Source organism: Sphingobacterium sp. HSC-15S19 (genome assembly GCF_050433745.1).
GTDB lineage: Bacteria > Bacteroidota > Bacteroidia > Sphingobacteriales > Sphingobacteriaceae > Sphingobacterium > Sphingobacterium siyangense.
On the sequence record NZ_JBNPWQ010000007.1, the window covers coordinates 127,999 to 151,979 of the forward strand.

Genomic DNA, 23,981 nt, shown 5'->3' on the forward strand with positions numbered 1-23,981 from the left:
TACTTGATATGGCCAAGCATCTTGAAACGGGCGAATGGGGTGAGCAAATGGCCATGGAATACCTCGTGGAGCAAGGCTATAAAATAGTGTTAAGAAATTGGCGATTTAAGAATTTAGAAGTAGATTTGATTGTCGTGGACAGGGATACCTTGGTATTCGTTGAAGTAAAAACACGGTCGGGAACGGATTTCGGCGAACCCTACGAATTTGTAGATCGCAAAAAACAGCGACTACTGATTCGTGCAGCACAGGCTTATATCCTTAAAACAGGTTATGTCGGTGAAGTCAGATTTGATGTTGTCGCAATAACAAGATCCCCCAAAACAGTACTCAACCATATCAAAGATGCGTTTTGGGATAGCTAAGGATACGTACTTATAAATAATTATACATAGATGAGAAAAATCACTTATTTTATGGCAATTGCAGCGCTAGCTTTTGCTTCTTGTAAGTCAAAAAAATCAAGTTTGGAATTTGCTTCCCCTGGAGCAAATCAAGCTGTTTTAAAAGGTGCTCAAGTCCAGTTGAAATTGAAATTTGAATCAGTATCAATGGACTCTGTCGCTTATTTTGTCGATGATAAACATGTGGGGTCATCAACTGATACTACGGCAATTACGGTAGATACCAAAGACATGGCCTATGGTACACGTAATATTTCCGCCTTGGTATACAATGCTGGAAAACCCGATTCTGTTTCAAGTACATTTTATGTTGTACCTGAAAATGCGAAGAACTATGGTTTTGAGGTTGTCAACAAATACCCGCACGATACGACAGCTTTTACACAAGGGCTACAGTTTGCTGATGGTATTCTCTACGAATCTAATGGCCGTTATGGTGAGTCAAACTTGAGAAAGGTCGACCTAAAAACAGGTAAAGTACTCAAGGAAATCAAATTTGATGAAAAGACTTTTGCCGAAGGAATGACATTGGTAGGTAATAAGTTATTTATGTTAACGTGGCAACAAGGAGAAGGATATGTCTTTGATAAAAACTCTTTTGTAAAAGAAAGTTCCTTTAAATATGAAAATAGTAAAGAAGGTTGGGGCTTGACCTACGACGGGCAGCATTTGATAAAATCTGATGGATCCAATAAATTGTTCTTTTTAGATGCAACGACCGGTAAGGAGCTAAATGCTATCGGAGTTTACGATGAAGCTGGACCAGTGGATGAACTTAATGAACTGGAATATATAGACGGCAAAGTCTACGCAAATGTCTATCAAAAAGATGTTATTGTTATAATCAATCCGCAAACGGGAGCGGTCGAAGGACGGATTAATCTTGTGGGTATCTATGAGCATACCTCCGCTTATGACAATGAATTGAATGGAATTGCTTACGACCAAGCTGGAAAGCGTCTCTTTATAACAGGGAAGTTATGGAATACATTATTCGAGATCAAGACAGTTGAAAAATAAACGAACTTCAGATCTTGATCCTTCTTTGTGAGGGCGACAGTATTGCACATTCGAATAAAATGGAAACCTTGTCAGAATTATCTGACAAGGTTTTTTATTGCGCCCCATTCTTCTTTGAAGTATGGATGTTATTGTATGAAGTTTTCAATTCCATCTTTTTTATAATGGCGGCCCGGGGCTGAGACAGATCGCTTTTAAAACTGTATCGGAAGCTTTTAAAACTGCATGGAGAGAAACATTATGACGAGCAGATCTCTCGTCAGGTGCGCCTCAATTAATGAAGAACAAGAGAGTTGCCCTATATTAGTAAATAGTAGCTGAATGTATGCTATTATTGATGACTGATTTCGCTATAGCGGACAGCCATAAAAGGGAGCTAGAAATCTTTTTTAACCAATAGAAACAAAATATTTGAAGCAAAAAAAAGGAATGAAGTTTGAAACTTCATTCCTTTCTTTATATTGATTTTATTTCGATTAATAAATCGGAGTAAACATCCAAGTATCGTCAAAACGAGATGAACCATTAAGTCCAGTAGTGATGTAACCGTTGTTTCCTACAGCGAAACCAACAGCATCTTGGCGTGCTGAACCAGCGAAAGCGCCGTTGTCATTTGTCCAGTAGTCACCAGAAATATTATATTTCCATGTGCTGTTGATTACTGCATTTTTGTAACCACCAACAACGAATGGAGTACCATTGATTGCGAAAGCAGAAGCATTTGAACGAGTCAAATCGTAAGTATATGAATCATCTGCTCTATTTAGATCGTTCAATTTAGTCCATTTGCTACCATCAAATTTATAGAAATCTTTTGGGTAAGAACCATTAGAGATACCACCACCTACATAGGCTACATTATTGACAACAAAAGAGAAAGCTGCTTTTCTTTTCGCTGAAAATGGAGCATCACTGATTGCTTGCCAAGTATTAGCAGCTGGATCATATTTGTAGAACTCATTTGTATTTGTTGTTCCACCATTAACTACAGTTTCACCTGTTCCAACATAAGCCGCACCGTTTAAAGTGAAAGCTACTGCATTAGACAAAGCGATAGGAAGTGGAGCAATGCTTGACCAAGCACCTTTTCCGCTGTTAGCTGTAGGATCAAATTTGTAGAAATCTGTTAGGTTGTTTGTTCCGTCATTTCCACCACCAACATAACCGATATTACCAATGGAAAAACCGATGGCACCGTTTCTCTCAACACCTGTGAAAGGCGCTTTTTCAGCCCAAGTATCTGATGCTGCATCATACGCATACGTGTCTTTCACACGGAAAGGCTTACCACCAGCATTACTTGCTAGACCAGTAGTGACATATGCAACATTATTTATCAAAAAGCTAGCAGCAGATGAAGTTTGTGGGCCTTTAAAAGCAGCTTTTGCAAACCATTCGTCTGATTTGGTTGAGCTGTCGTCACTTTTTTTACAAGAAGAGAAAGTTGTAACTGTAAATACAAAAGCTAATAAAACGAGTAGCCAATTTTTCTTGTTCATAAATTATTGAAATTTAGTATAAAGGATGTTTAATTTAATTTTCGGATCATTCTCATTATCTTTTGCCAATATTAACCTATTTCCAGTTGAAAACAAACCCGATGTCGGTAAAGATAGATATAATGAAGTATTATTGTATGCTGTTGTTTTAATTTTTGTTAAATATTCAATCAGATTGAATGTATATGTTCCATTCGAACCAAAATCATTTCCACGCACTAATGTTGCTTGTTGTGTTGTTGTCGAATAAGGTGAAGTTACCAAACTAATCGGATTTCCATTATTACTTGCCACCATTAAGACCAAACTCTGAGGCTGATCAAAAATCGAGGAAGCTCCGTTAGGGACTTCAATGACAAGTTCAGCCTTATTAATCGCAATTGATGGATTATTAACCAATTCTAATAACGTTGGGAATTCAATTTTTGCTACAACACCCGTTGAGCCTTCTAAAAACACATTTCCATCAGTTTGTTGACTCGCAATTTGAGGATTTTTTAAGCTCATAGGCGCAAACTTTGTTGCAGAGCGATCCGCTTCAATCTGATTGTACTGATAGGCCTTGTTATCAATGGAAAAATATTGCTTACCAACAGATTTCGTTCCTTCATTATTCAGGAATGAATAGTGAACTTGTAGAAATACGGTGTCTTTAAAACCGATCAAAGCCGTGTTTCCGTTGTCAGGAACAAGTGCCAATCCTTTGAAATACTCCTGAAAGCTTGTGCTGTTCTGAATCCGGTTGTCATTATTTTTGATCATCGTAAACAGCTCATTGCTAATGGTACTGTTGAATCTAAAGAATAATGAATCTGCTGATTGTATACGTGGTTTAAAGGATAGTTCTGCCAGTGGCGTATTTTCATAGGCAAACTTTTGCTTACTGAAGATTGCCGCTGAAGTGACAAAAACAGGACGTTCATCAACTGGTTTGGTTAAATCAATCTGTGTTTGCGTAATTTCTTCCGTAACACGGTGTACCGATATCTTTTGTACTTTCGTTGTGTCACCGTAAGAGTATTTGTTAGGTGTTAATACCAAGGTCACAGAATCCAAGGTAGCGTCATCTGGAATAGAAGCATTACTTATCGTTCCTACTCCAAGGCGCATATAAGCGGTAGACTTCATACTACCCGTAACAGCATCGCTGTTCTTTCCAACGAGCATTGTTCCAGTAGAGGAAGTCGGAATATCGTCCAATTGATAAGTCGAAACTTTGGCGGAAACCGTATCAATTGGTACTAAACCGATTGTTTCATCTCTTGAACTATCCAATGAGAGCGAAATGTCTTTATTACAACCAACAAAAGCGGCCAATGTAAAAAGTGGAAGTAAAAGTTGAATACTACGTCTCTTAAAGTCTTTAATCATATTAATTTTTGAATAGTGCAAAAGTAATCAATGCGAACTGTTAATCAGTGTTATATTTTGTTAAATATGGTTAATTACCACAGCGATTGCAAATCTAGTAATTTAAATTTGTTTTAGTTATGGGTAGAAGATTTAAATTACTGATCAGTTTGATCGTTTTAATAGGGGCAGGAATTACTGTTGTACTGGGGATTTGGCTTTATGGAAGTTATACAAATCGTCGCGACCTGTTTCTTTCTACCGCTGAGCGTTCGCTCTTCAATGCGGTCCAGGAGGCATACCAAGCGCGAAATGGTGATCGGCAGTTAGATGGGCCAGAAGCGGACCGGAATCGCCTCCTCCAAGATGTAAAACGGGAGCTCTCGGCTTTAGTGCCCGCTGCTGAATTGGATAAGGCTTTACAACGTGTAAATACCGAACGGCCTAAAACAGAGCGATTTGATCGCGAGATCCACAACAGACGGGAGAAAATGTTTCCCAAAGACCGGGAAGGGCAAGGCGCAATTATACCGCCCTTTCTGTTCCGCGACTTTGAGATGAACAAAGCCAACCTGGAGTTAATTGAAAGAAAGTTTAAAGAATCCCTGAACAATAAGAGCATTTCAGTACCATTTGAAATGGCTATTGTCACGATTCCACACGATCAAATCAAAGATGCGCGCCGCAAGTACCGCGAAGCAAATCTTGCTTGGACGAGACCCATGATGGTTAACCCATTAAAAAATGAATTTCTTGTGATCAAGTTTCAGGAGGATTGGAAGTATCTGCTGTATAGCTTAAGCTGGCAGCTGCTCATCTCACTGCTCTTGATTGGACTGCTGCTCGGGACGTTCTTCTATTTGATGAAAACCATTCTCAACCAAAATAAGATGGCCGAGCTGCGTAAGAACTTCGTTGATAACATGACACATGAACTCAAAACACCGGTATCTACAGTCATGGCAGCCATAGAAGCGATACAGTTGTATGGTGTACAGGATGATAGGGAAAAGATGAATCGCTATCTGAATATCTCCAAAAAAGAACTGGAACATCTATCCAATATGATTGAAAAAGTGCTTCAAATGGATATCGATGCAACAAGGGGCATTGTTTTGCAACGTACTGACTTCGATCTTGTCGCCATGGTGAAGGGAGCCATTGAAGTTGCTCAGCTGAATAAAATTAAGCGAGTGGACTTTAAGCTTATTGCTGTTCCAAGTGAAATAAGGATCAATGGTGATGAAGCCCATCTAAAGAATGTGATCAATAATTTGTTGGAAAATGCGATAAAATACGCTGGACAGCAGGTTTATATTGAAGTGGAAGTAAAGGAAATGAAAGAAAATGTCCATATTCGTATTACAGATAATGGTAAGGGAATTCCTTCAGAATACCATAATCAGATTTTTGATATGTTCTTTCGGGTTCCTTCGGGTAATCTGCACGATGTAAAGGGCTTTGGTTTGGGGCTTGCTTATGTCAAGCAGGTGGTAAAGAGGCACGATGGCAAGATTACCGTCGATAGTGAACTGGAAAAAGGAAGTACCTTTAATATCCGATTACCGTACGAATAAACAGCATTGTTTATTTTTCTGAGCGGAAATAGGGCTTTTTATAGCGCAGTAAATAGGCTGATTTATCCGAAAGATGTCTTTGAAACAAGGCCGAAATATATTTTGATTGAATGACAACCCTATGATTGAAATTTTATATGTAGAAGACGAGCCAAGTCTCGGAATGATCGTTGCCGATAGCCTGGAAGCTAATGGATTTCATGTTACCCATTGCAGTAATGGTCACGAAGCTTTGGAAGCATTTACAGCGGCTCGGCCAGATATTTTGGTCGTCGATGTCATGATGCCCGTCATGGATGGCTTTACATTGGCAACAAAAATACGCGAATCAGATACGCAGGTGCCCATTATCTTCTTGACAGCCAAAGTGCAGACAGAGGATGTTGTGAGGGGATTTCGTTTGGGCGGGGACGATTATGTCAAAAAGCCGTTTAAGATTGAAGAGCTCGTTGTGCGGATAGAATCCTTGTTGAAAAATAGTCCTAAGATGTTATTCGGCCAAAAGCTGATGATAGGAGACTATAGCCTCGATAGCTTAAAACATCAGTTGACTTATCAGGGTGAGGTACTTAAGCTGTCTTTCCGCGAAAGTGAACTGCTGCGGAAACTGTATGAACAAAAAGATAAAGTCATACCGCGGGAGGATATCATGCGAGCCTATTGGAGCCATGATAAGTATTTCACGGGACGGAGTCTGGATGTGTTCATCAGCCGTATCCGGAAATACCTCAGTCAGGATGATCGCATCAAGATTATCAATGTCAGAGGAGTGGGCTACATGCTTACCGTCGATTGAGAGGTGTTCCACGTGGATTGGCGATGATGGTGCATATTAACGACGGGTTTTCATTTCTCCTTTTCCGCCAAGTCCCCGGATATGGTAGGTAAAACTTAATATGGCATAGCGCGTTATGGCGTTGGATTGCGAAACTCGTACCCAAAGATCATTGACCTGCTGATTAATGTTTTTATTGTCATTAAATAGATCAAATACCGTGAGATTGATTTCGGCATTCCTACGCTTGAACAATTTCTTGCCTATAGAGACGTTCCATAACAAACTTGTTGTACTTGGTGAATTCAGAATGCTGCCATTGTAAAGGTAGTTGAATGTTGAATTGAGCGTCCATGTTTTTAACAAGGTCAATGCAATGGAATTGCCAATGGTATGTTTATAGACCGAATAATTCGATTTCTCGCTTGCGGAGTTCTTGGAAAAGGCGATGTTTCCATTGTAATCCAATCCGATGATGATATCCTTGCTAAATGCCGTGTTTACACCGACCCGTTGACTTAGGCCGTAGGTTTGCGCATTGACCTTTTCGAGATTCAATAAGGTGTAATTCTGGTTGAAATAGAGGTTATTGTTTAGGTTGAAATTAAGTTTCAATGGTTCAAAGCGGTATCCAAGGCTATTTTGCCATTTCAGGTTATAGACACCATTGAAATTTTCAGGCCTGATGTATTGCCCCCCCGGCCCGAGTATAACATCCGCTGTGATCGTAAAGGCTGAATCTGTGGTGAAAATGGTATTGGAGATTTTATGCTCAATAAAATCTACTGTAAAGTCTGAGGTAAAACTTCTGCCCGAACCTTTATTGATTGATCTAAATTGTACCACAAGGTTGTGGTCATATTCTTGCTTTAGATCCGGATTCCCCGAGCTAATGCGTAGTGGATTTTGATTGTCTATAAAATCCTGTAATTGATCGATAGAAGGAGTGTTCGTCTTTGCATTATACCGAAACTCAACCCGCGTGTCTTTATTGAAATTATACTGGAAGTTTAGATTGGGCAGCAAACTATTGAAGTGGCTTTTTGTGGTCAGTGTATTGGGAAACAATTTATCATTGACCTGGGAAGCCGTCTGATAATCTAAGCCAATCTGAAATCTTATACTGTCTTTTTTGTTAAATAAGTAGGATACTCCACCGCTATGGTAAACAAAATCATTACGAAATTCATTGGAAAGACGGTTTTTTAATTCACCTAGCTGACCTGTTTCGACCAGAAATTCATAGGTCTTGCGGTCCGAGTAGCGCGCCGTATTCCGAAAAGTATAATTCCCTTGCAGCCGTGAATACGTACCGAACATCTCGGTATAAGCTATCTTTGAGCGAAAACCATTATTATCACCAATGGAGTAATTCCTGTTGTTGACGGTATCGACCCGGTTAAATAGCCCGTCTTTATAATAGGAATTCAGTGCAAAATTTTCAGCATGGCTCTTGTTGCTGTTAAATGAACCATTGAAATTAAAACTGATCGTGCGCCCCGGTTTGTTGAGTCTCCGCATGTAAGTGAGGTCTCCTCCCCAGTTGAAATTTTCTCCAAAACTGTTGTTCCTACGATCAGAGCTATTAAGTATTTCTGTAAGATTTAATAACGTATTGCCTGTAGAACTTGTATTCCTGTCATTATTCTGATAGGAAAAATTAGGTTGAAAGTCAAGTTTCTGAATAGAATCTATCTTCCAGTTTGCGCGGATAGAGAGTGCATGATTGTTGCTGTAAGTGCTGTTTAATTGATCCTGATTGTTGATTTGGTTGGCCCGGTTGCCTGCCGTATATTCTGTTTTACTTTGGCTAAGGATATTATTTTCCGTGTAGTTGTACGTGTAATTCGCATTGAAATCCATTCGGTCATCGAAAAAACGATCCAAATAGTTGAACCCGGCGTTGAAGCGAGTTGTCACTCCCTGTCCGGTACGTCCTCTTGTGTTTCCACGTGGAGCAAAGCCGTTGGGCTGATTGACATTGTTGGTATTGATGTCGATAGCATACTGACGTTTGGGATTCATTTTGGTCACCTGGGTATTTATAGCATATTTCTGGTCGGGACCCACTCCACCAGAGAGCTTGCCAAAATATGATTTTCTTTTCTCGGGCTTGGTGACGATATTGATCACTTTCATACGTTTTCCATCGTCAAAACCACTAAATTTGGCCTGCTCAGTTTTGTCATCGATAATCTGGATCTTAGCAATCACATCGGCCGGAAGGTTTTTTAAGGCAACCTTCGGATCGGTGCTAAAAAACTCCCTACCGTCAATAATAATCTTATTGACAGGTTCTCCCTGTGCTTTTACATTGCCATCGTCATCAATTTCAACACCGGGAATCTGTTTGACCAATTCGTCAGCATCTGCAAAATCCTGTGTGACATATTTCTTGGTGTCAAATTCAAGTGTATCCCCTTTAACCTGTATACTGCTCGAAGAAATGTTAATTTCATCCAGTACAATTTCGGCATTAGTGAGTTTAAACGTTAGATCGATCGTTTGGCCGATTAGTTTTACACGCCGAAGATCCATGCTGTAGCCCATCGGCTGTGTGCTGACCAGATAATCTCCATTGGGAAGTGTGCTACTGCTGAACCTGCCCAAAATATCTGTAGGAACCTGTACTTTACTGGAATCTTTTACCGCGATAATGGTGATGCTTGCACCTCTGATAGGCTGCGAAGTCGTATTATCGAGCAACTTGCCCGTAATATACTGTTGGGCTTGCCCGTTTGTACCCAATAATAAGCAGATAGAAAAGATCAAAATGGTCCAAAGTTTGGTCTTCATCGGTCGAGGTACAAATGTGTTTTAATGTATTGTTGACGGTTATATAATTTTATTTCCCAAAAATATGGCACTATTTGTTACGAATTATTATCATTTTAGTTACAATAACCCCAAGTGAATGGAAAGATTAGATATATTTGCAGTAGAATTATAAAATCAACTGAACAAATCTGTATAACGATCTAGTGATATACGGATATAGATTAAAAAAATAAAAGATGAAAGAAAGTGTTTTGAGTAGAAAAGAGCGTATTATGAAAGAAGCATTGTTGCTTTTTTCAGATCAAGGCTATACGAATACCTCTACCAAAACGATTGCCCAAAATGCAGGAGTCTCCGAAGCATTAATCTTTAAACATTTTGGGAATAAAGACGCACTGTTGGTTTATTTGATTAAATCAGGTTATCGTAAGGTCCTTACACATCACCGTGGTATGATGACCTATCGTGAACCAAAGGAATTTCTGCGCACGATGATAAACCTCCCGGGCAAGTTGGTCAGTGCAGAACCCATATTCTGGAGATTGCAGGAGCGTTTGTCTCATCACCCGTTTTCCAAACAGCAGCATGAACAATTTATGAAACCTGTTCAGCCTATTATTCATCGTGCTTTTAAAGAGCTGGGCTATGAGAGTCCTGAGTTTGAGACAGAATTCTTATTGCTGATCATAGATACCCTATGGAAAAAAGAGGCCATTGGAGAACTCGAAAATACCATGGAGTTGACACTCTTTCTCGAGAAAAAGTATCATCTGATTTAGAGTTCATGCTTAAATTATTCTATTTCCTGCAACCTGTTTCGGTCTTAATGTATCGCTGCTCATGAAAATAAATGTGGCCTGGTAGACACGTTATAGGTCGCAAAATAATCTGTTCATAGTGGATACCAACTTCGGCGATAAGACGTTATTTCTGCGAAGATAAAACGGTACTTAGTCGTATTTTCTTCGGTTGCAACCGAAGCAGCACCGAAGGAGCTCCGAACAAGTACCGAAGAAGCACCGAACAAACATTGAAAGAGTCCCTGGCTTGCTACCCCGGTTTACCTCGTGTCTTATACTGAAATAGGTTTACATTTACCGAACAGATTACTATATAGATTTTACATCCTATTTTTTCTACTGGATTTGGTTGTCATTGTCCGTTTTCTGACTGTTATCGGTTGTCCTTTCCCTAACCACAGTTTCCCTAGTTTTGCTGCGGAACTTTTTTGACTCAGCGTTACGTCTTTGAAACATTTTGGGAACTTTTTGGTTCTGCAATTGCTGATGTGCCTGCTGGGGAGACATCATATTGCAGGACATATGTGGCCTAAAATGATTGTATATATTGACTGCCTTGACCAGCTGTGCAAGTGCCGTTTTGTAGTCTGGAAAGGTCTCAGCCATGCGATATTCGCTTTTTAGGATGCCATTTAGCCTTTCTGCCACGGCATTGTCGTACGGGCTTCCGGATTGTGTCATGCTTATTGTAATCCTATTTTCCTGCAATATAGTGACATAATTTGTACTGCAATACTGGATGCCGCGATCGGAGTGGTGGGTCAGATCGCTCTGTGGATACATTCTATGTGATATTGCCATCCTGAGCGCTGATATACAGGCCTGTGCTGTTGGCCTGTGCGTAAGTTTGTAGCCCACGATCTTTCGGGAATAGGCATCTGTGACCAGGCACAGGTAGATCCATTTGTCCCGGATGCGGATGTAGGTGATGTCACTTACCCATATCTGTTCGGGACGCAGGGCCTGCCTGCGCTGCACAATGTCGGGCCACTTTTTGAAACGGTGGTCGGACTGGGTGGTGATGGCATACCTGCGTTTGCATTTGACCAAAAGGTCATTTTCGCGCAACAGTCTGAAGAAAGCGTCCCTTCCCAGTCCAACCATCGCACTACCCATTTCTTTGACCAATATGCTGCGGAGTTTAAGGGTACCCATGCGATGGGAGTCCTTCCGAATTTCACGTACCCGCGCCAGCACAAGCCCGCTGCGAACGGAATATTCCTGCTCTCTGCCCATATATTTATAGTAGGATTGCCTTGTTCTGCCAAATAGTCCACAAAGTCTGGAGACCGAAACATTCTGGTAACACGACTTCATTTCTTGGACGATTTGGCCCCAGACTTTTTTACAAAATCAGCCCCATGGAGCTCCTCCGCTTTTTTGATCAACATCTCCAGGGCAGTAATTTTGAGGTTCGCCTGGAAGAGTTCATCCCTGAGATCCTGCTCATTTTTCACCCCAGTGTCTTCTGGCTCAACAGTCTGGGAAACTTCCAGCTCCAGATTGTTTTCCCACTGCTGGTACCATTTCATAAAATACCGCGGAGTGGCTTCCCCCGGAAGATTGTACTTCTGGGCAAGTTGCGAATAACTCAGCTTGCCGGCAAGGTATTCTCTGGAAACGAGGATCTTGAAGCTATCACTGTAAACTTGCTGTCCCCCTGATTTACGTTTTGTCATACGCTTTTTCATAATATTAAATTTAAGATTTTAATATTCGGTTTTTGTAAACCTTTTTCAGGAATGGACATCGCTTGATGTAAAACAATAGATCTCTCGGGTCTCAAGTTTATTTTCTCAAATATACAAGTCTTCAGTACCCCTTGTGCGTTGTATTGAAATGCTGTTTTGTGCATGTTTATATGAAATTGTTGCAAAAACAATTTCATATTGTCCAAAATAATAACGTTCTTAGTAGTTCTATTTTAAATACATTATACAAACTAATTTATGTTCAAAAAACTCGGTCTGGGAATATTGGCATTAGTCGGCACAATTTCTTTTTTGAAAGCTCAGGACAAAAAAGATTTTGTGAAATACATCAACTCGCAGCATGAATGGGTCGATGCGGTATTCAATACCTTGACGCCAAAAGAAAAAGTCGCTCAGTTATTTTTGGTTAGAGCACACACCAATCTAGGGCAGAAGTATATTGACTCGGTAGCTCAGGTGATACAGGACGAACATTTGGGTGGTCTAGTTGTTTTTCAGGGCGGTCCCGTACGTCATGTCGATATGTTCAATCGCTATCAATCCCTGTCCAAAGTACCTTTGATGATGACTTTTGATGGCGAGTGGGGATTAGGTATGCGTATGCCGGATTCAACATTGTCCTTTCCTTATCAGATGACTTTAGGAGCCGTCCAAGATAATCAGTTGATCTATCGCATGGGACGTGAGGTTGCCTTAGATTTCCAACGTATAGGTATGCATTTCAATTTTGCACCCGATGTGGATATCAACAATAACCCTAAAAATCCGGTTATTGGTATCCGCTCCTTTGGTGATAATAAATATAATGTAACCCAGAAAGCAAAAGCGTATATGGACGGTATGGTGGATGGCGGTATATTAGCTTCCATTAAACACTTTCCGGGTCATGGAGATACAGATGTGGATTCTCATTATGATTTGCCACAACTTCCTTTTGACAAAAAACGCTTAGATACCCTGGAAATGTATCCGTTCAAAGAACTTATCAAAGCTGGAGCACCTGCTGTTATGGTGGCGCACATGAATATCCCGAGTTTGGACGATACACCTAATATGCCATCTTCCATCTCTAAAAAGGTCGTTACGGACCTTTTACGTAACGAACTTGGCTTTAAAGGGCTAGCAGTCACCGATGCAATGGATATGAAAGGCGTAAAGAAGTTTTTCCCAAATGGAGAAGCCGACGTACAGGCGATTATCGCAGGACATGACTTACTTGAAGTATCGGAGAATAGCAAACGTGCGATCGACTTGATCCTAAAAGCCATTGAAGAGGGACGCATAGCACAGGCAGATATTGATGCGCGTGTTAAAAGAGTGCTGGCCGCCAAATTATGGCTTGGTTTAGATAAATATCAGGCCACAGCACAACAGAATCTATACAATGATTTACATCGTGCCTCAGCGGTTCAGCTCATTGACGAACTGTCAAATGCAGCGATCACAGCATTAAATTCTACCGAAAAAATAAAATCATTCAAAAAGGATTTACCTACCGCTATTATCAATATCGGAATTACGGCTAATCAGACTTTCCAGAATGAATTAGCGAGTGCGCTGACCAATGAAACACAGTATTTCGTCACAGACAGCATGAGTAAGGATGATATTAAACGTATTACCAAAGAAATCAAGAAAAATAAACAATTTATTATCGCCGTGCATGACACGAGACTTCGTCCACGTCCGACCATGGTATTGAATAAAGATGTTCAGAGCTTGATGAAGAAATTTGCGAAAAAATCGATCTTGACCTTATTTACCAATGCCTATGCTTTGGATGGTTTTGAGGCGACGAAAAAAGCAAAGACAATTTTGCTGGCTTATCAAAATGATGCCTTCATGCAGAAAGCAGCAGTAAAAACGATTTTGGGGCAAAATACGCCGAAAGGAAAACTTCCGGTTACGATCAACAAAAAATTTAAATACGGACAGGGGAAATAACGTATTATAAAATCACACAAACAGGATGCCTCTTCCGAAAATGGTCCCATTGCATTAGCAAAGCCATTTAGGAAGAGGCATTTTTTTGTCAAATTCTAAATTTCTTCGTTAGCACTCCTGCTATCTGATGGCTTACTTTCATTTTTCATGCGATCAATAGCTGTAACGACATATTTGTACTGTTGATGCTGCTTGATATCGTCATCCGTATATTGAAGCTTATCGCCATCAAAGATGATAAAGATGATTTTTCCAGGATCCTTAATGTTCACTTTTTCATCGAGATTGAACCGATAGACCACGTAGCCATAAGCAGACTCCCCATCAGTGGCCAAATCTGGTTTTTGCCAAAATAAGGTGTTCATTTTACCATTGGCCGAATTTTTAACCAGAAGACCGAAAGGTGCATTGGGTGGGATACTATCTAACCACGGCATTGTAGGGGGTAAAGCTGGTGTACGATACAGGTCATTTCGCATGGAATCCTGCAGTCCAACAAGATTGTCCGTGAGTGATTTGGAACTGAAATAAATACTTCCTTCCACGTCGTGCTCCTCTCTTAAGTGGCGTACCTGTCTGGGAATTTGGCTGCGGTCTGTCCAGCCTATTTTATTTTCTGTAACACGATAAGCCCCATGCCCCACATAAAAGTGACGGCCATAGGTGTGTTTCTGCCACCAGTCAACTAAGATCTCATATGCTGCAGCACGATTTTTGAAAGGAAAGTAGATCTGGGGATTGATGTAGTCTATCCAGCCTTCCTGCATCCATTTTACACCATCAGCATATAGTTCACGGTAAGCACTCAGCCCACGGGTATCTGAGCCAGCAGAATTATTTTCTTTGTTGTCCCATACGCCACAGGGGCTAATGCCATATTTTACATAAGGTTTTATCTTTTTGATGGCAACACCAAGATCGTGTACCAGTACGTTGACATTGTTGCGTCGCCAGTCGTCAATTTTCTCGATCCCGTTGTTATATTGACCAAAGGTAATCTGATCCGGTACCGGTGTATTTCTGCTATCAGGATAGGGGTAAAAGTAATCATCGAAATGAATACCATCTACATCGTAGTTTTTGACTACATCCATAATCACATCAATGATATATTTACGCACTTCCGGAATACCTGGGTTGAAAAGCTTCTTGCCAGCATAGGTGAAGAACCATTCTGGGTGGCGCTTGGTAATATGGTCATCCGAAAAATGGGCCGGATTTAATGTTGTTGATGCGCGATACGGATTGAACCAGGCATGTAGCTCCATCCCTCTTTTGTGGGCCTCGGTGATCGCAAATTCCAGGGGGTCATAAAATGGTGACGGAGGCAGGCCTTGTTTTCCGGTCAGGTATCTACTCCAGGGTTCTCTGCCCTTTGCATAGAAAGCATCGGCAGCAGGACGCACCTGCAAAATAATCGCATTCAGCCCCGCGCTGCGGTGTTGGTCCAGTAAATCAATAAACTCCTGTTTTTGCAGTGCGACATTATTGCCCGCTTTGACAGAGGGCCAGTCTATATTACCTATGGTTGCAACCCACACTCCACGAAACTCCCGCTTAGGTAGTTGTTGGGAATACGTTCTAATCGAAAATAAACAGATAACAATGGTAAAAAAAGAATATAAATATGTTTTTCCCGTCATTCTATAAATTATAGCCAACAAAGATAGGGAAGCATTTCTTACTTTTTCCCTAAAAAATGTAAGATGTTTGTTGGATACTTGTTAAAAGAACCTGAGCTTGGTTTTCAAATTGATAATAATGCAAATACAGGTAACATTGTACTTTATTTGTACTAATTTAGTTGCGGTTTTCACAAAAGCAATAGCTTGATCAGCTAACCGCAATAAAAAAGATTATGAGCAAAGAACAAATATCCGTTTTTGACATGTTTAAGATTGGTATCGGCCCCTCGAGTTCGCATACCTTAGGACCTTGGCGTGCAGCCCAGCAATTTACCGCTGTGCTCAAGTCAAAAGGCCTATTGCATGAAGTCGAACAAGTCAAAATTCTGCTATATGGTTCTTTGGCGAAAACCGGTGCCGGGCACGGTACTGATATTGCTGTTCTACTGGGGCTAAGTGGAGATGATCCGGTTACCTTTGATGTCAATAGAGTGACACCCAAAGTCGAACATATCAAGGCGGTCGGTGAACTGGAAGTCGCTGGCGAACGGACGATTCCTTTTTCTTACCAGGAAGACCTCCTGTTTCTATATGCCGAAAGCTTACCTTTTCATCCCAATGCCGTTACCTTTCAGGCCTTCCTATCCAGTGGTAGGGCGATTACCGAAACTTATTATTCTATAGGTGGCGGTTTTGTGGTCCAAGAAAATGATACGGAAAGCGTCCTGTCTGAAGTAGATCTTCCATTCCCTGTGGATACTGCACACGAACTCTTGCATTGGACGATGAAAACAGGGCTGAAAATCTCTGAGCTGGTCCTTGAAAATGAATGTGCATGGCGTGAAGAAAGTGAAACCGTAGCAGGCGTATTGAATATTTATAAAACAATACACGAATGTATCTACCGGGGCTGTCATACAGGCGGAACATTACCTGGGGGCTTAAATGTTGAACGTAGAGCAGCCAAACTAAATAAGAAATTAATGCAGGGACGCAGTTATCAAGATTACGAGTCCTGGATAGCGGCCATTCGTGAGGGCGGCCAAAACTTCCAATATATTCTTGATTGGGTAAGTTGTTTTGCACTTGCCGTAAATGAAGAAAACGCCTCTTTCGGACGCGTGGTTACAGCGCCTACCAATGGAGCTTCGGGCGTTATCCCGGCTGTATTGCAATATTATATTACTTTCCACGACGGAATGCGTGAGAACAAAATTATCCAATTTATTCTTACAGCATCTGAAATCGGTTCGATCTTTAAGAAAAATGCAACGATCTCTGCTGCAATGGGTGGCTGTCAAGCGGAGATTGGCGTTTCCTCAGCGATGGCTGCCGGAGCGCTGACAGAAGTGTTGGGTGGATCGCAGCGTCAGGTTCTGATGGCTGCCGAGATTGCGATGGAACATCATCTTGGATTAACATGTGATCCAATTGGTGGATTGGTTCAGATTCCATGTATTGAGCGTAATACTATGGGAGCCATTAAGGCAATTACTGCTGCGCAGTTAGCACTGCAATCGAACCCAGATAAGGCAAAAGTGAGCCTGGATACTGTGGTTAAGACGATGTGGGAGACCGCTTTGGATATGAATGCTAAATATAAAGAAACAGCAGACGGTGGACTTGCCGTCAATATTCCATTGAGTTTGCCAGAATGTTAATGACTGTCTGAGTTTTCTCGTTTTTCGTATCTTTGACGCGGTAAAATAGATATATTCTTATAAATAGCGTAAACGAATGAAATATTGTGCAATCGCCTCCGGAAGTAATGGAAACTGTTATTATGTGGCTAAAGATGATTCTGCTATTTTGATAGATGCTGGAATCAACAGCAAACATATACACCTTCGGATGTACAATCTGGGGCTTTTACCGACTCAGATCAAAGCAATTTTCATTACCCATGAACATTCTGATCATATCAGAGGCCTATCAGTATTTGCCAAAAAATATAATCTACCGGTTTATATCACCAAGGGGAGTTACGATGGTACCCGATTGCATCTTCCATCCCATTTGGTCCATATAATCTCTCCGGACGAAGTCGTTGAAATTGGAGGTCTCAAGGTGTATGGTATTCCCAAATATCACGATGCCAAAGAACCCTGTAGTTTCCTTGTTTCAGATGGAACATACAATATCGGGGTATTGACGGATATAGGACGGCCTTGTGAAAATGTACAGCATGTTATTCAGCATTCGGATGTATTGCTTCTGGAATCAAATTATGATGAGGAAATGTTGCGTACAGGACGCTATTCGTATTTTCTGAAAAACCGGATCAGCAGTGGTTGGGGACATCTTTCAAATCGTGTTGCCGTCGAACTGTTTAACGCTTATAAAACCGATCGCCTTAAACATCTTATCTTAACTCACCTCTCCGGTGAGAATAATACGGTCGATCTGGTGCAGCAAACTTTCGAACCACACTGCGAACGTATCCAGCTTCATGTAGCAACACGCTATCAGGAAACAGAATTATTCGACCTGAAAGTTGTGCTAGAGAATCATGTAACAGCTTTTTCAATTCCTTCTGCACTCTCTTCCTAGTTTAAAATGCTCTTTTTGTTCGTTTTATGTCTTCAACTAAAGCGTAAGAATACTGTAAAATAAAAAAATTAGTTGATTTAAAAAGATTTCCTATTATATTTGCTTTGTTTTTAATCAGTCTAAATAACTCATAGTATGCTTACTTGGACAAAGAGAAACAAAAACACCATGTAATAGACGGCAATCTATCACATGGCGTAAATCTACATACAGCGGCAACTGAATGTAGGTGACTGAAACAGCACGCTGTGTCAGTTACTCCCGATATACGATATGGAAGAACTTGCAAGATAACGAATTTTATTGTTTTATTCGTTGTAGAGCTCGCTTAAACCAGCAAATTCTCCCATAATAAGTTGAAGAAAACTAAACATCAATCAACATATTATGAAAATTTTAATTTCATTTTTTACATTTCTTGCGGTATTACTGTGTAGTCATACCAGTCATGCACATGCCCTTTGGATTGAATCATCTTCTTATGGGACGTTAAACCAATCCCATGAAGTCAAGGTATATTACGGTGAGTTTGCAACGAATGAAAGAGATCAGATCGACAAATGGTACTCCGACGTGAAGGACTTCTCATTAATGTTGCATGCCCCTGGAAAGGAGCCTGTCAAGATTCAGTTGACGAATAAAGGTGATCACTTTAGCGGTTCATTTCAACCTACAGCAGCAGGAACCTATTTCCTGTCAATAGTTAAAGCACCTAAAGATCTCGGCGGCAAAACGAAGTATGAATTTTCTTCCTTAGTACCTGTTGTCGTAGGAAAGTCTACAACACTTGATTATACGGCCGTAAAAAGCCCATTGCAGATTGAGTTGCTTGGTGCGGCTAACGCAAAAAAAGGACAAAGCGTACAAGCAAAGATCACCAGCTTTGGCAAAGTTGTGCCTCAGGCCAAAGTTTCTGTTTTTTCGGCTACTGGTTGGGGAAAAGAGTTTGTTGCGGACGAGAATGGTATCCTGACATTTGATGCAATTTGGTCGGGGCCATACGTTTTGGAAGCAAGTACGTTTGCTGAGACAGCAGGTGAACATGAAGGAAAACCCTATGCTTCGGCATGGCAGGGAAGTACAACTTTTATTACCATCAAATAACTGCAGATACAGCGCAGACAAAATAGTAAAGGGTCCATCTGAAACGATGGAAACACCAATGGATCCTTGCAAAAAAAGAATATCTACTATAAAAAACATCTACCACACTACATTCATGAATAAAACTTTATCCTTTCTGGCTATTCCTATGATTAGTTCGGTTTTCTCTGTTGCACAGGCACAGACGAACAAAATAATTGAGGGAATTCTTATCAATGAAAAATCTGAACCGATCACAGGGGCGACAGTAAAATTAACCAATACGGGTACGACCACCAGTACCGATAATGAGGGGCATTTCGCTTTTCATAAGCTTTCATCCAAAACTTATCATATCGAGATTAAAGCGATTGGTTATAGTAAGCATACAATGGAGGTGAATGCAAAAGATGAGGTGACAAACCTTGGGCCCATCATCGTAAAAGACCAATCGCAGGCCATCGACGAAGTTGCGGTTTATGGTAAATACTATGAGCATTATAAGTTTGACAGTATCTCCGGATCGTTACGTCTTAAAACACCAATCTTAGAGTTACCTCAAAATATACAGGTTATTTCTGCTGATTTAATGGCCGATCAGCAAGTTTTTGATATTGTGGATGGTATTACGCGTAATATTAGCGGGGCTACACGTCAAGGCCATTGGGACAACCAATATGCCAATATACGTATGCGTGGCTCTAAGATCCCAGCATTCCGTAACGGGATGAATATCGAAGCTTCTTGGGGACCTACAGCCGAAGATGCGAGTATGATCGAGCGGATCGAGTTTGTAAAGGGGCCTGCGGGTTTTATGCTTGCAAACGGTGAACCTGGCGGGTTTTATAATGTCGTAACTAAAAAACCGACAGGAAATACCAAGGGATCTGTGACGCTGAATACAGGTAGTTTTAGTACGTATCGTGCTGCTCTTGATTTAGATGGTAAATTGCGGAAAGATGGAAAGCTACTCTATCGTTTGAATGTGGCTGGCCAACAAAAAGACTTTTTTACAAAATATAATTACAGTAACCGGCTTGTCATAGCACCGGTTGTGACCTACAAAGTGGATTCTTTGACGAGTTTAACATTTGAATATACCTACCAAGGATCTTCGTACCTGGCAAATGGTAATTATACTTTTTCACCAAAAGGTTTTGCCGATCCAGGTATTGCCAATGATTTCTTCTATGCAGATCCTTCCATGGAACCTGGTAAGCTAAGAGACCATAGTGCTTATATCTACTTGGACCACAGGCTGAATGAAAACTGGAAATTGCATGCTCAGATGGCTTATTTTAATTTTGATATGCAAGCGACGAGTACCTGGTTGAATTATATGAAAGCCAATGGCGATATGCCACGTTATTATAGTATCGGTGATGAGCATGGCGAAAATAGTTTCGGTCAGATTTCTTTAAATGGGGAAGAATATACTGGAAGCGTTCGTCATAGAATTTTAGTGGGGGCAGATTATGGTAATAAGAAATTTTGGGGTGATTTTAGAACAATCTTAGATTCTATTCCTTCGGCTCCGCTTAATGTCTATGATCCTAAATATGGTATCCCAGGAAGTGTATTCCCTACATTGGATCGTTCACAGAGTGTAAAGGTGCGTGCAGGAGGAAGCAACTATGTGACTTCGACAAACTACATGTCATTCTATGCACATGATGAGTTGGCATTCTTGGACGAGAAATTGCGTTTGTCTCTTGGCTTACGATATACAATTAACGAGACGATAGGTAAAACGGCAGCCGCAGACAGAACTGATAAAGCATTTACTCCGCGGGTAGGGTTGAGTTATTCTATCGACAAGTCCATGAGTGTGTATGGATTATTTGATCAATCGTTTGTTCCTGTCGCTGGTACGGATTGGGAAGGAAATACGTTCAAACCGATCCGTGGAAATGATTTGGAAGCCGGAATTAAGAAGGAGTGGATGGGTGGAAAATGGATATCCACATTAAGTGCATATACCATTGCACGTAAAAATGCGCTGGTAGCTGACCCCGATCCTAGCCATGTCGTTAACGGTGTATCTTTCCAGACCCAATTGGGAGAGACTAGAAGTAAAGGTATCGAATTCGATGTCACTGGTGAAATAATTAGGGGCTTGAATGTTAATGCAAATTATGCATTGACAGATTCTAAGATCTCAAAAGATACGAAAGAAGAAAATATAGGTAATATCACGCCTAATACTGCAAAACATACTGCTAACGCATTTGTTTCTTATCGTATTCAGGATGGAAAGGCTCGTGGGCTTGGCTTTATGGGGAGTGTTCAAGGGATGTTTGACCGTGCCGTAGGAACAACGAAAGAGAGTAATTTTAAGAATTATTTACGTACGGACGCGGGTATTAGTTTTCAAAAAGGAAAGTATAACATCTCTGTTGTGATCAATAATGTTTTGGACAATCGGAAATTGTTAACTGCTGGATCGATCTCCAAAGCGAGTGCAGCTGTTCAGAAGTTAGGAGGTGTGGATTATTATTCCTATATCGTAGAAGCTAGACGTAATTTCCGTATGGGAATTACCTATAAATTTTAACGGCCCGATATAGATAAATTATAGAATCGATGTATAGTACACTACTAGTCGTTATACTCTTTGGAGCATACCTTTTTTACAACACGAGCAAAAAGGTGAAATTTGGCCCTAGGCCACAATGGCTGGAAAAACTGTGCGCACAAACTAAGTTTGTGCGCACTTTGAGTATATTACTACTACTCTTTCCATTTGGCACTGTTCTCTATATGCAAGGATTTGGCGCGGGCTTTTTTGCATTTTTCGCCTATTTCATGTGCATGATGTGTCTTGTTGTCCTATTGAATCCTTATCGCTATATCAAATTATACCCAATTGTGGGATTGTATGTATTTAGCCTTTGTGTTGAATTATTGATTTCCTAACCGATAAAATATGCCTGCTAATAAAAAATACCTCAGTACGCCCTTTCAGCGCTTCTTGAAAATTACAGCCGGATTTATCGGTGGTTATGTTGTCATGATCTCTTTCCACGTCTTGGTCACACATGTTTTTGAGAAAAAGGATGTTGTTGTCACGGCTTGCTTCACGGGCTATCTCCTATGGGCAGTACTGCTCTTGTTGGCCTTCCTTGCAAAGAACGGATGGAAAATATGGGGACTATATTTACTCTTGGCTGCAGTTTTTTCGCTGCCTTATTTTTTCAACATGTAATTGGCCATGAATAACCGAAATTATAATATCTATTTCAATACGCATACCATTAGTGGCATTATTATTTGCGCCATCCTGTATGTAATATTTTTTGCGGGATCATTTGCATTTTTTAGGGATGAAATTGCTGCCTGGCAGAATAATACATCCTATAAGACCTATCGCGAAGATCATCAAAACTTTGATCGTTTGCTCGATTCACTCCAAGGACAAACAAATTTGCATGGACGCGATATCACTTTTTATATGCACCGGGAAGGGACCTCAGCCTATGTGGGCTTGAGTGCATCTAACGATAGCATCCTCAACAAAGAAAATCTAGCAAAGGTAACGCCTGAACAGAAAGCAGCAAAACAGAAGGGCCGCAGAAGAGGTGGCGATGATGATTCAAAGAACTTTACCTATAATTTTGCAAATAAGAAGTCAGGTGATTATACGCAGAATTACGATATGGGCGAATTTCTGTTTCGCTTACACTTCATGGCTCAGCTCAATCAGGTGCCAATTCGCGTAGGTATAGCCCCCTTTGGTTATCTTATTGCTGGAATTACCGCTTTTATTTTCCTATTTGCTCTTATTACAGGATTATTGTTGCATTGGGACAAGATCGTCTCAAATTTCTTCGTGTTCCGACCCTTCAGTAAATGGAAAACGGTATGGACCGACATGCATACGGCATTGGGTGTTATTGGTTTTCCGTTTCAATTTATCTTTGCGGTAACAGGTACGTTTTTGATCATTAATTCTGTCCTGGCTTTGCCGCTGAGTAAGTTGTTGTATGATGGTGATCAACAAAAAATGTATCAGGAGATGGGGGTTAGTGCCGAGACCGATTTTCCTTATACCTACAAACCTTTAAAAGCAGACATTAAGATCGCTCCATTTTTGGATCTGGCAAAATATAAATGGCCTGAATCCGATTTTCAGCGCATTACGATCAAAAACTATGCAGATTCCAATATGCATGTTGTCATGGAGCTGGAGCCGCAGTTTAATAAGAGCTTTGCTGGATCGGGTATATTGTCTGTGAGAGCGGCCGACAATAAGGTGGTTGCCGAAAAATCCCCGATCAGTGAAGCTACTTATGCCGATGGTGTCCGCAGCCTTTTATATCGCCTGCATTATGGAGATTATGGCGGTTATCCGCTTAAGATGGTATACTTTATTTTAGGTGTTATGGGCTGTTTAGTCATTATCTCTGGTATATTAATCTGGCTGGTAGCACGTGACAAAAACAACGTAATTCCACGAAAGCGAAAATTCAATTTCTGGGCGGCCAATATCTTCACGGCAATATGTCTGACGATGCTGCCTGTCACAGCATTGACTTTTATTGCCATTAAATTGAGCCCAGAGGTTAATCAGGATTTTATTTACCGTGTGTATTTCTATAGTTGGCTTGTACTTTCACTGTATTATATTATACGGAGAAGCATTCGACGCACCAATCGCGAAACATTGCTGGTTGGAAGCATATTGGCATTTTTTATTCCACTAGTCAATGGTTTTATAACTGGTAACTGGATCTGGGATACATTTCGCAATGGACAGCGTGATATTTTTGTGGTAGACTTTTTATGGCTTATGATCGGTATCATCGGTATAATCGCCTATAACAAGACTAAAAAATTCTTTGAGACTATTCGTTAACAAAGATTC

At 40.7% G+C, this 23,981-nt stretch carries 19 protein-coding genes; 13 read left to right on the top strand and 6 right to left on the bottom strand.

Going from position 1 to position 23,981, the window contains the following annotated elements:
- Positions 1-8 precede the first annotated feature (8 nt).
- Positions 9-365: a YraN family protein gene (locus L1283_RS07540; protein ID WP_145330336.1), complete on the top strand. Its 357-nt coding sequence runs from the start codon at positions 9-11 to the stop codon at positions 363-365.
- Positions 366-395: 30 nt separating this feature from the next.
- Positions 396-1,424, top strand: coding sequence for a glutaminyl-peptide cyclotransferase (locus L1283_RS07545; RefSeq protein WP_075994525.1), 1,029 nt, complete (start codon positions 396-398; stop codon positions 1,422-1,424).
- Positions 1,425-1,900: 476 nt separating this feature from the next.
- On the opposite strand, the gene L1283_RS07550 is transcribed toward L1283_RS07545, so the two are convergent.
- Both L1283_RS07550 and L1283_RS07555 read right to left on the bottom strand, forming a co-directional pair.
- Positions 1,901-2,923 (bottom strand): Kelch repeat-containing protein, encoded by a 1,023-nt coding sequence (locus L1283_RS07550; protein WP_120335141.1) that lies wholly within the window; start codon positions 2,921-2,923, stop codon positions 1,901-1,903.
- A gap of 3 nt (positions 2,924-2,926) precedes the next feature.
- Positions 2,927-4,294, bottom strand: a complete 1,368-nt coding sequence (locus tag L1283_RS07555) for a DUF4270 family protein (RefSeq protein WP_088163248.1) — start codon at positions 4,292-4,294, stop codon at positions 2,927-2,929.
- Positions 4,295-4,413: 119 nt separating this feature from the next.
- On the opposite strand from L1283_RS07555, the gene L1283_RS07560 reads away from it, so the two are divergent.
- Both L1283_RS07560 and L1283_RS07565 read left to right on the top strand, forming a co-directional pair.
- Entirely contained in the window at positions 4,414-5,850 is a 1,437-nt protein-coding gene (locus L1283_RS07560) for a sensor histidine kinase (protein ID WP_088163247.1), read from the top strand.
- A gap of 121 nt (positions 5,851-5,971) precedes the next feature.
- The gene (locus L1283_RS07565) at positions 5,972-6,646 is read left to right on the top strand and encodes a response regulator transcription factor (RefSeq protein ID WP_075994521.1); all 675 of its coding nucleotides are present in this window, start codon (positions 5,972-5,974) and stop codon (positions 6,644-6,646) included.
- Positions 6,647-6,682: 36 nt separating this feature from the next.
- Here L1283_RS07565 and L1283_RS07570 read toward each other — a convergent pair whose 3' ends face one another.
- Positions 6,683-9,421, bottom strand: coding sequence for an outer membrane beta-barrel protein (locus tag L1283_RS07570; RefSeq protein WP_088163246.1), 2,739 nt, complete (start codon positions 9,419-9,421; stop codon positions 6,683-6,685).
- Positions 9,422-9,639: 218 nt separating this feature from the next.
- On the opposite strand from L1283_RS07570, the gene L1283_RS07575 reads away from it, so the two are divergent.
- Positions 9,640-10,182 (top strand): TetR/AcrR family transcriptional regulator, encoded by a 543-nt coding sequence (locus tag L1283_RS07575; RefSeq protein ID WP_075994519.1) that lies wholly within the window; start codon positions 9,640-9,642, stop codon positions 10,180-10,182.
- Between the two features lie 357 nt (positions 10,183-10,539).
- Here L1283_RS07575 and L1283_RS07580 read toward each other — a convergent pair whose 3' ends face one another.
- Complete coding sequence (locus tag L1283_RS07580) at positions 10,540-11,520, bottom strand: IS3 family transposase (protein WP_182983485.1); 981 nt, start codon at positions 11,518-11,520, stop codon at positions 10,540-10,542.
- Positions 11,517-11,894: a hypothetical protein gene (locus L1283_RS07585; protein ID WP_075993755.1), complete on the bottom strand. Its 378-nt coding sequence runs from the start codon at positions 11,892-11,894 to the stop codon at positions 11,517-11,519. The genes L1283_RS07580 and L1283_RS07585 overlap by 4 nt, the downstream gene beginning before the upstream one ends.
- 258 nt (positions 11,895-12,152) lie before the next feature.
- Here L1283_RS07585 and L1283_RS07590 point away from each other — a divergent pair, with 258 nt between their 5' ends.
- Positions 12,153-13,859, top strand: coding sequence for a glycoside hydrolase family 3 protein (locus tag L1283_RS07590; protein WP_248932701.1), 1,707 nt, complete (start codon positions 12,153-12,155; stop codon positions 13,857-13,859).
- A gap of 95 nt (positions 13,860-13,954) precedes the next feature.
- Here L1283_RS07590 and L1283_RS07595 read toward each other — a convergent pair whose 3' ends face one another.
- Positions 13,955-15,502: a glycoside hydrolase family 10 protein gene (locus L1283_RS07595; protein WP_429625989.1), complete on the bottom strand. Its 1,548-nt coding sequence runs from the start codon at positions 15,500-15,502 to the stop codon at positions 13,955-13,957.
- Positions 15,503-15,717: 215 nt separating this feature from the next.
- On the opposite strand from L1283_RS07595, the gene L1283_RS07600 reads away from it, so the two are divergent.
- From L1283_RS07600 to L1283_RS07630, 7 genes are all read left to right on the top strand, one after another.
- Positions 15,718-17,145, top strand: coding sequence for an L-serine ammonia-lyase (locus L1283_RS07600; protein ID WP_075994516.1), 1,428 nt, complete (start codon positions 15,718-15,720; stop codon positions 17,143-17,145).
- Positions 17,146-17,221: 76 nt separating this feature from the next.
- Positions 17,222-18,034 carry an MBL fold metallo-hydrolase gene (locus tag L1283_RS07605; RefSeq protein ID WP_075994515.1) on the top strand — a complete coding sequence of 271 codons (813 nt, stop codon included), beginning with the start codon at positions 17,222-17,224 and terminating at the stop codon, positions 18,032-18,034.
- 387 nt (positions 18,035-18,421) lie between these two features.
- On the top strand, positions 18,422-19,138 hold the full coding sequence (locus L1283_RS07610) for a DUF4198 domain-containing protein (RefSeq protein WP_088163242.1): 717 nt from the start codon (positions 18,422-18,424) through the stop codon (positions 19,136-19,138).
- 115 nt (positions 19,139-19,253) lie between these two features.
- Positions 19,254-21,671, top strand: a complete 2,418-nt coding sequence (locus tag L1283_RS07615; protein WP_088163241.1) for a TonB-dependent siderophore receptor — start codon at positions 19,254-19,256, stop codon at positions 21,669-21,671.
- A 29-nt stretch (positions 21,672-21,700) separates the two neighbouring features.
- Positions 21,701-22,033, top strand: coding sequence for a hypothetical protein (locus L1283_RS07620; RefSeq protein ID WP_088163240.1), 333 nt, complete (start codon positions 21,701-21,703; stop codon positions 22,031-22,033).
- Positions 22,034-22,043: 10 nt separating this feature from the next.
- Entirely contained in the window at positions 22,044-22,322 is a 279-nt protein-coding gene (locus tag L1283_RS07625) for a hypothetical protein (RefSeq protein ID WP_088163239.1), read from the top strand.
- Between the two features lie 6 nt (positions 22,323-22,328).
- Positions 22,329-23,972: a PepSY-associated TM helix domain-containing protein gene (locus L1283_RS07630; protein WP_088163238.1), complete on the top strand. Its 1,644-nt coding sequence runs from the start codon at positions 22,329-22,331 to the stop codon at positions 23,970-23,972.
- The last annotated feature ends 9 nt before the right edge of the window (positions 23,973-23,981 follow it).

Excerpts from the sequence above, each read along its gene's own strand:
- L1283_RS07540 (WP_145330336.1), top strand. The coding sequence starts at position 9 with ATGGCCAAGCATCTTGAAACGGGCGAATGGGGTGAGCAAATGGCCATG.
- L1283_RS07545 (WP_075994525.1), top strand. The coding sequence starts at position 396 with ATGAGAAAAATCACTTATTTTATGGCAATTGCAGCGCTAGCTTTTGCT.
- L1283_RS07550 (WP_120335141.1), bottom strand. The coding sequence starts at position 2,923 with ATGAACAAGAAAAATTGGCTACTCGTTTTATTAGCTTTTGTATTTACA.
- L1283_RS07555 (WP_088163248.1), bottom strand. The coding sequence starts at position 4,294 with ATGATTAAAGACTTTAAGAGACGTAGTATTCAACTTTTACTTCCACTT.
- L1283_RS07560 (WP_088163247.1), top strand. The coding sequence starts at position 4,414 with ATGGGTAGAAGATTTAAATTACTGATCAGTTTGATCGTTTTAATAGGG.
- L1283_RS07565 (WP_075994521.1), top strand. The coding sequence starts at position 5,972 with ATGATTGAAATTTTATATGTAGAAGACGAGCCAAGTCTCGGAATGATC.
- L1283_RS07570 (WP_088163246.1), bottom strand. The coding sequence starts at position 9,421 with ATGAAGACCAAACTTTGGACCATTTTGATCTTTTCTATCTGCTTATTA.
- L1283_RS07575 (WP_075994519.1), top strand. The coding sequence starts at position 9,640 with ATGAAAGAAAGTGTTTTGAGTAGAAAAGAGCGTATTATGAAAGAAGCA.
- L1283_RS07580 (WP_182983485.1), bottom strand. The coding sequence starts at position 11,520 with ATGAAGTCGTGTTACCAGAATGTTTCGGTCTCCAGACTTTGTGGACTA.
- L1283_RS07585 (WP_075993755.1), bottom strand. The coding sequence starts at position 11,894 with ATGAAAAAGCGTATGACAAAACGTAAATCAGGGGGACAGCAAGTTTAC.
- L1283_RS07590 (WP_248932701.1), top strand. The coding sequence starts at position 12,153 with ATGTTCAAAAAACTCGGTCTGGGAATATTGGCATTAGTCGGCACAATT.
- L1283_RS07595 (WP_429625989.1), bottom strand. The coding sequence starts at position 15,502 with ATGACGGGAAAAACATATTTATATTCTTTTTTTACCATTGTTATCTGT.
- L1283_RS07600 (WP_075994516.1), top strand. The coding sequence starts at position 15,718 with ATGAGCAAAGAACAAATATCCGTTTTTGACATGTTTAAGATTGGTATC.
- L1283_RS07605 (WP_075994515.1), top strand. The coding sequence starts at position 17,222 with ATGAAATATTGTGCAATCGCCTCCGGAAGTAATGGAAACTGTTATTAT.
- L1283_RS07610 (WP_088163242.1), top strand. The coding sequence starts at position 18,422 with ATGAAAATTTTAATTTCATTTTTTACATTTCTTGCGGTATTACTGTGT.
- L1283_RS07615 (WP_088163241.1), top strand. The coding sequence starts at position 19,254 with ATGAATAAAACTTTATCCTTTCTGGCTATTCCTATGATTAGTTCGGTT.
- L1283_RS07620 (WP_088163240.1), top strand. The coding sequence starts at position 21,701 with ATGTATAGTACACTACTAGTCGTTATACTCTTTGGAGCATACCTTTTT.
- L1283_RS07625 (WP_088163239.1), top strand. The coding sequence starts at position 22,044 with ATGCCTGCTAATAAAAAATACCTCAGTACGCCCTTTCAGCGCTTCTTG.
- L1283_RS07630 (WP_088163238.1), top strand. The coding sequence starts at position 22,329 with ATGAATAACCGAAATTATAATATCTATTTCAATACGCATACCATTAGT.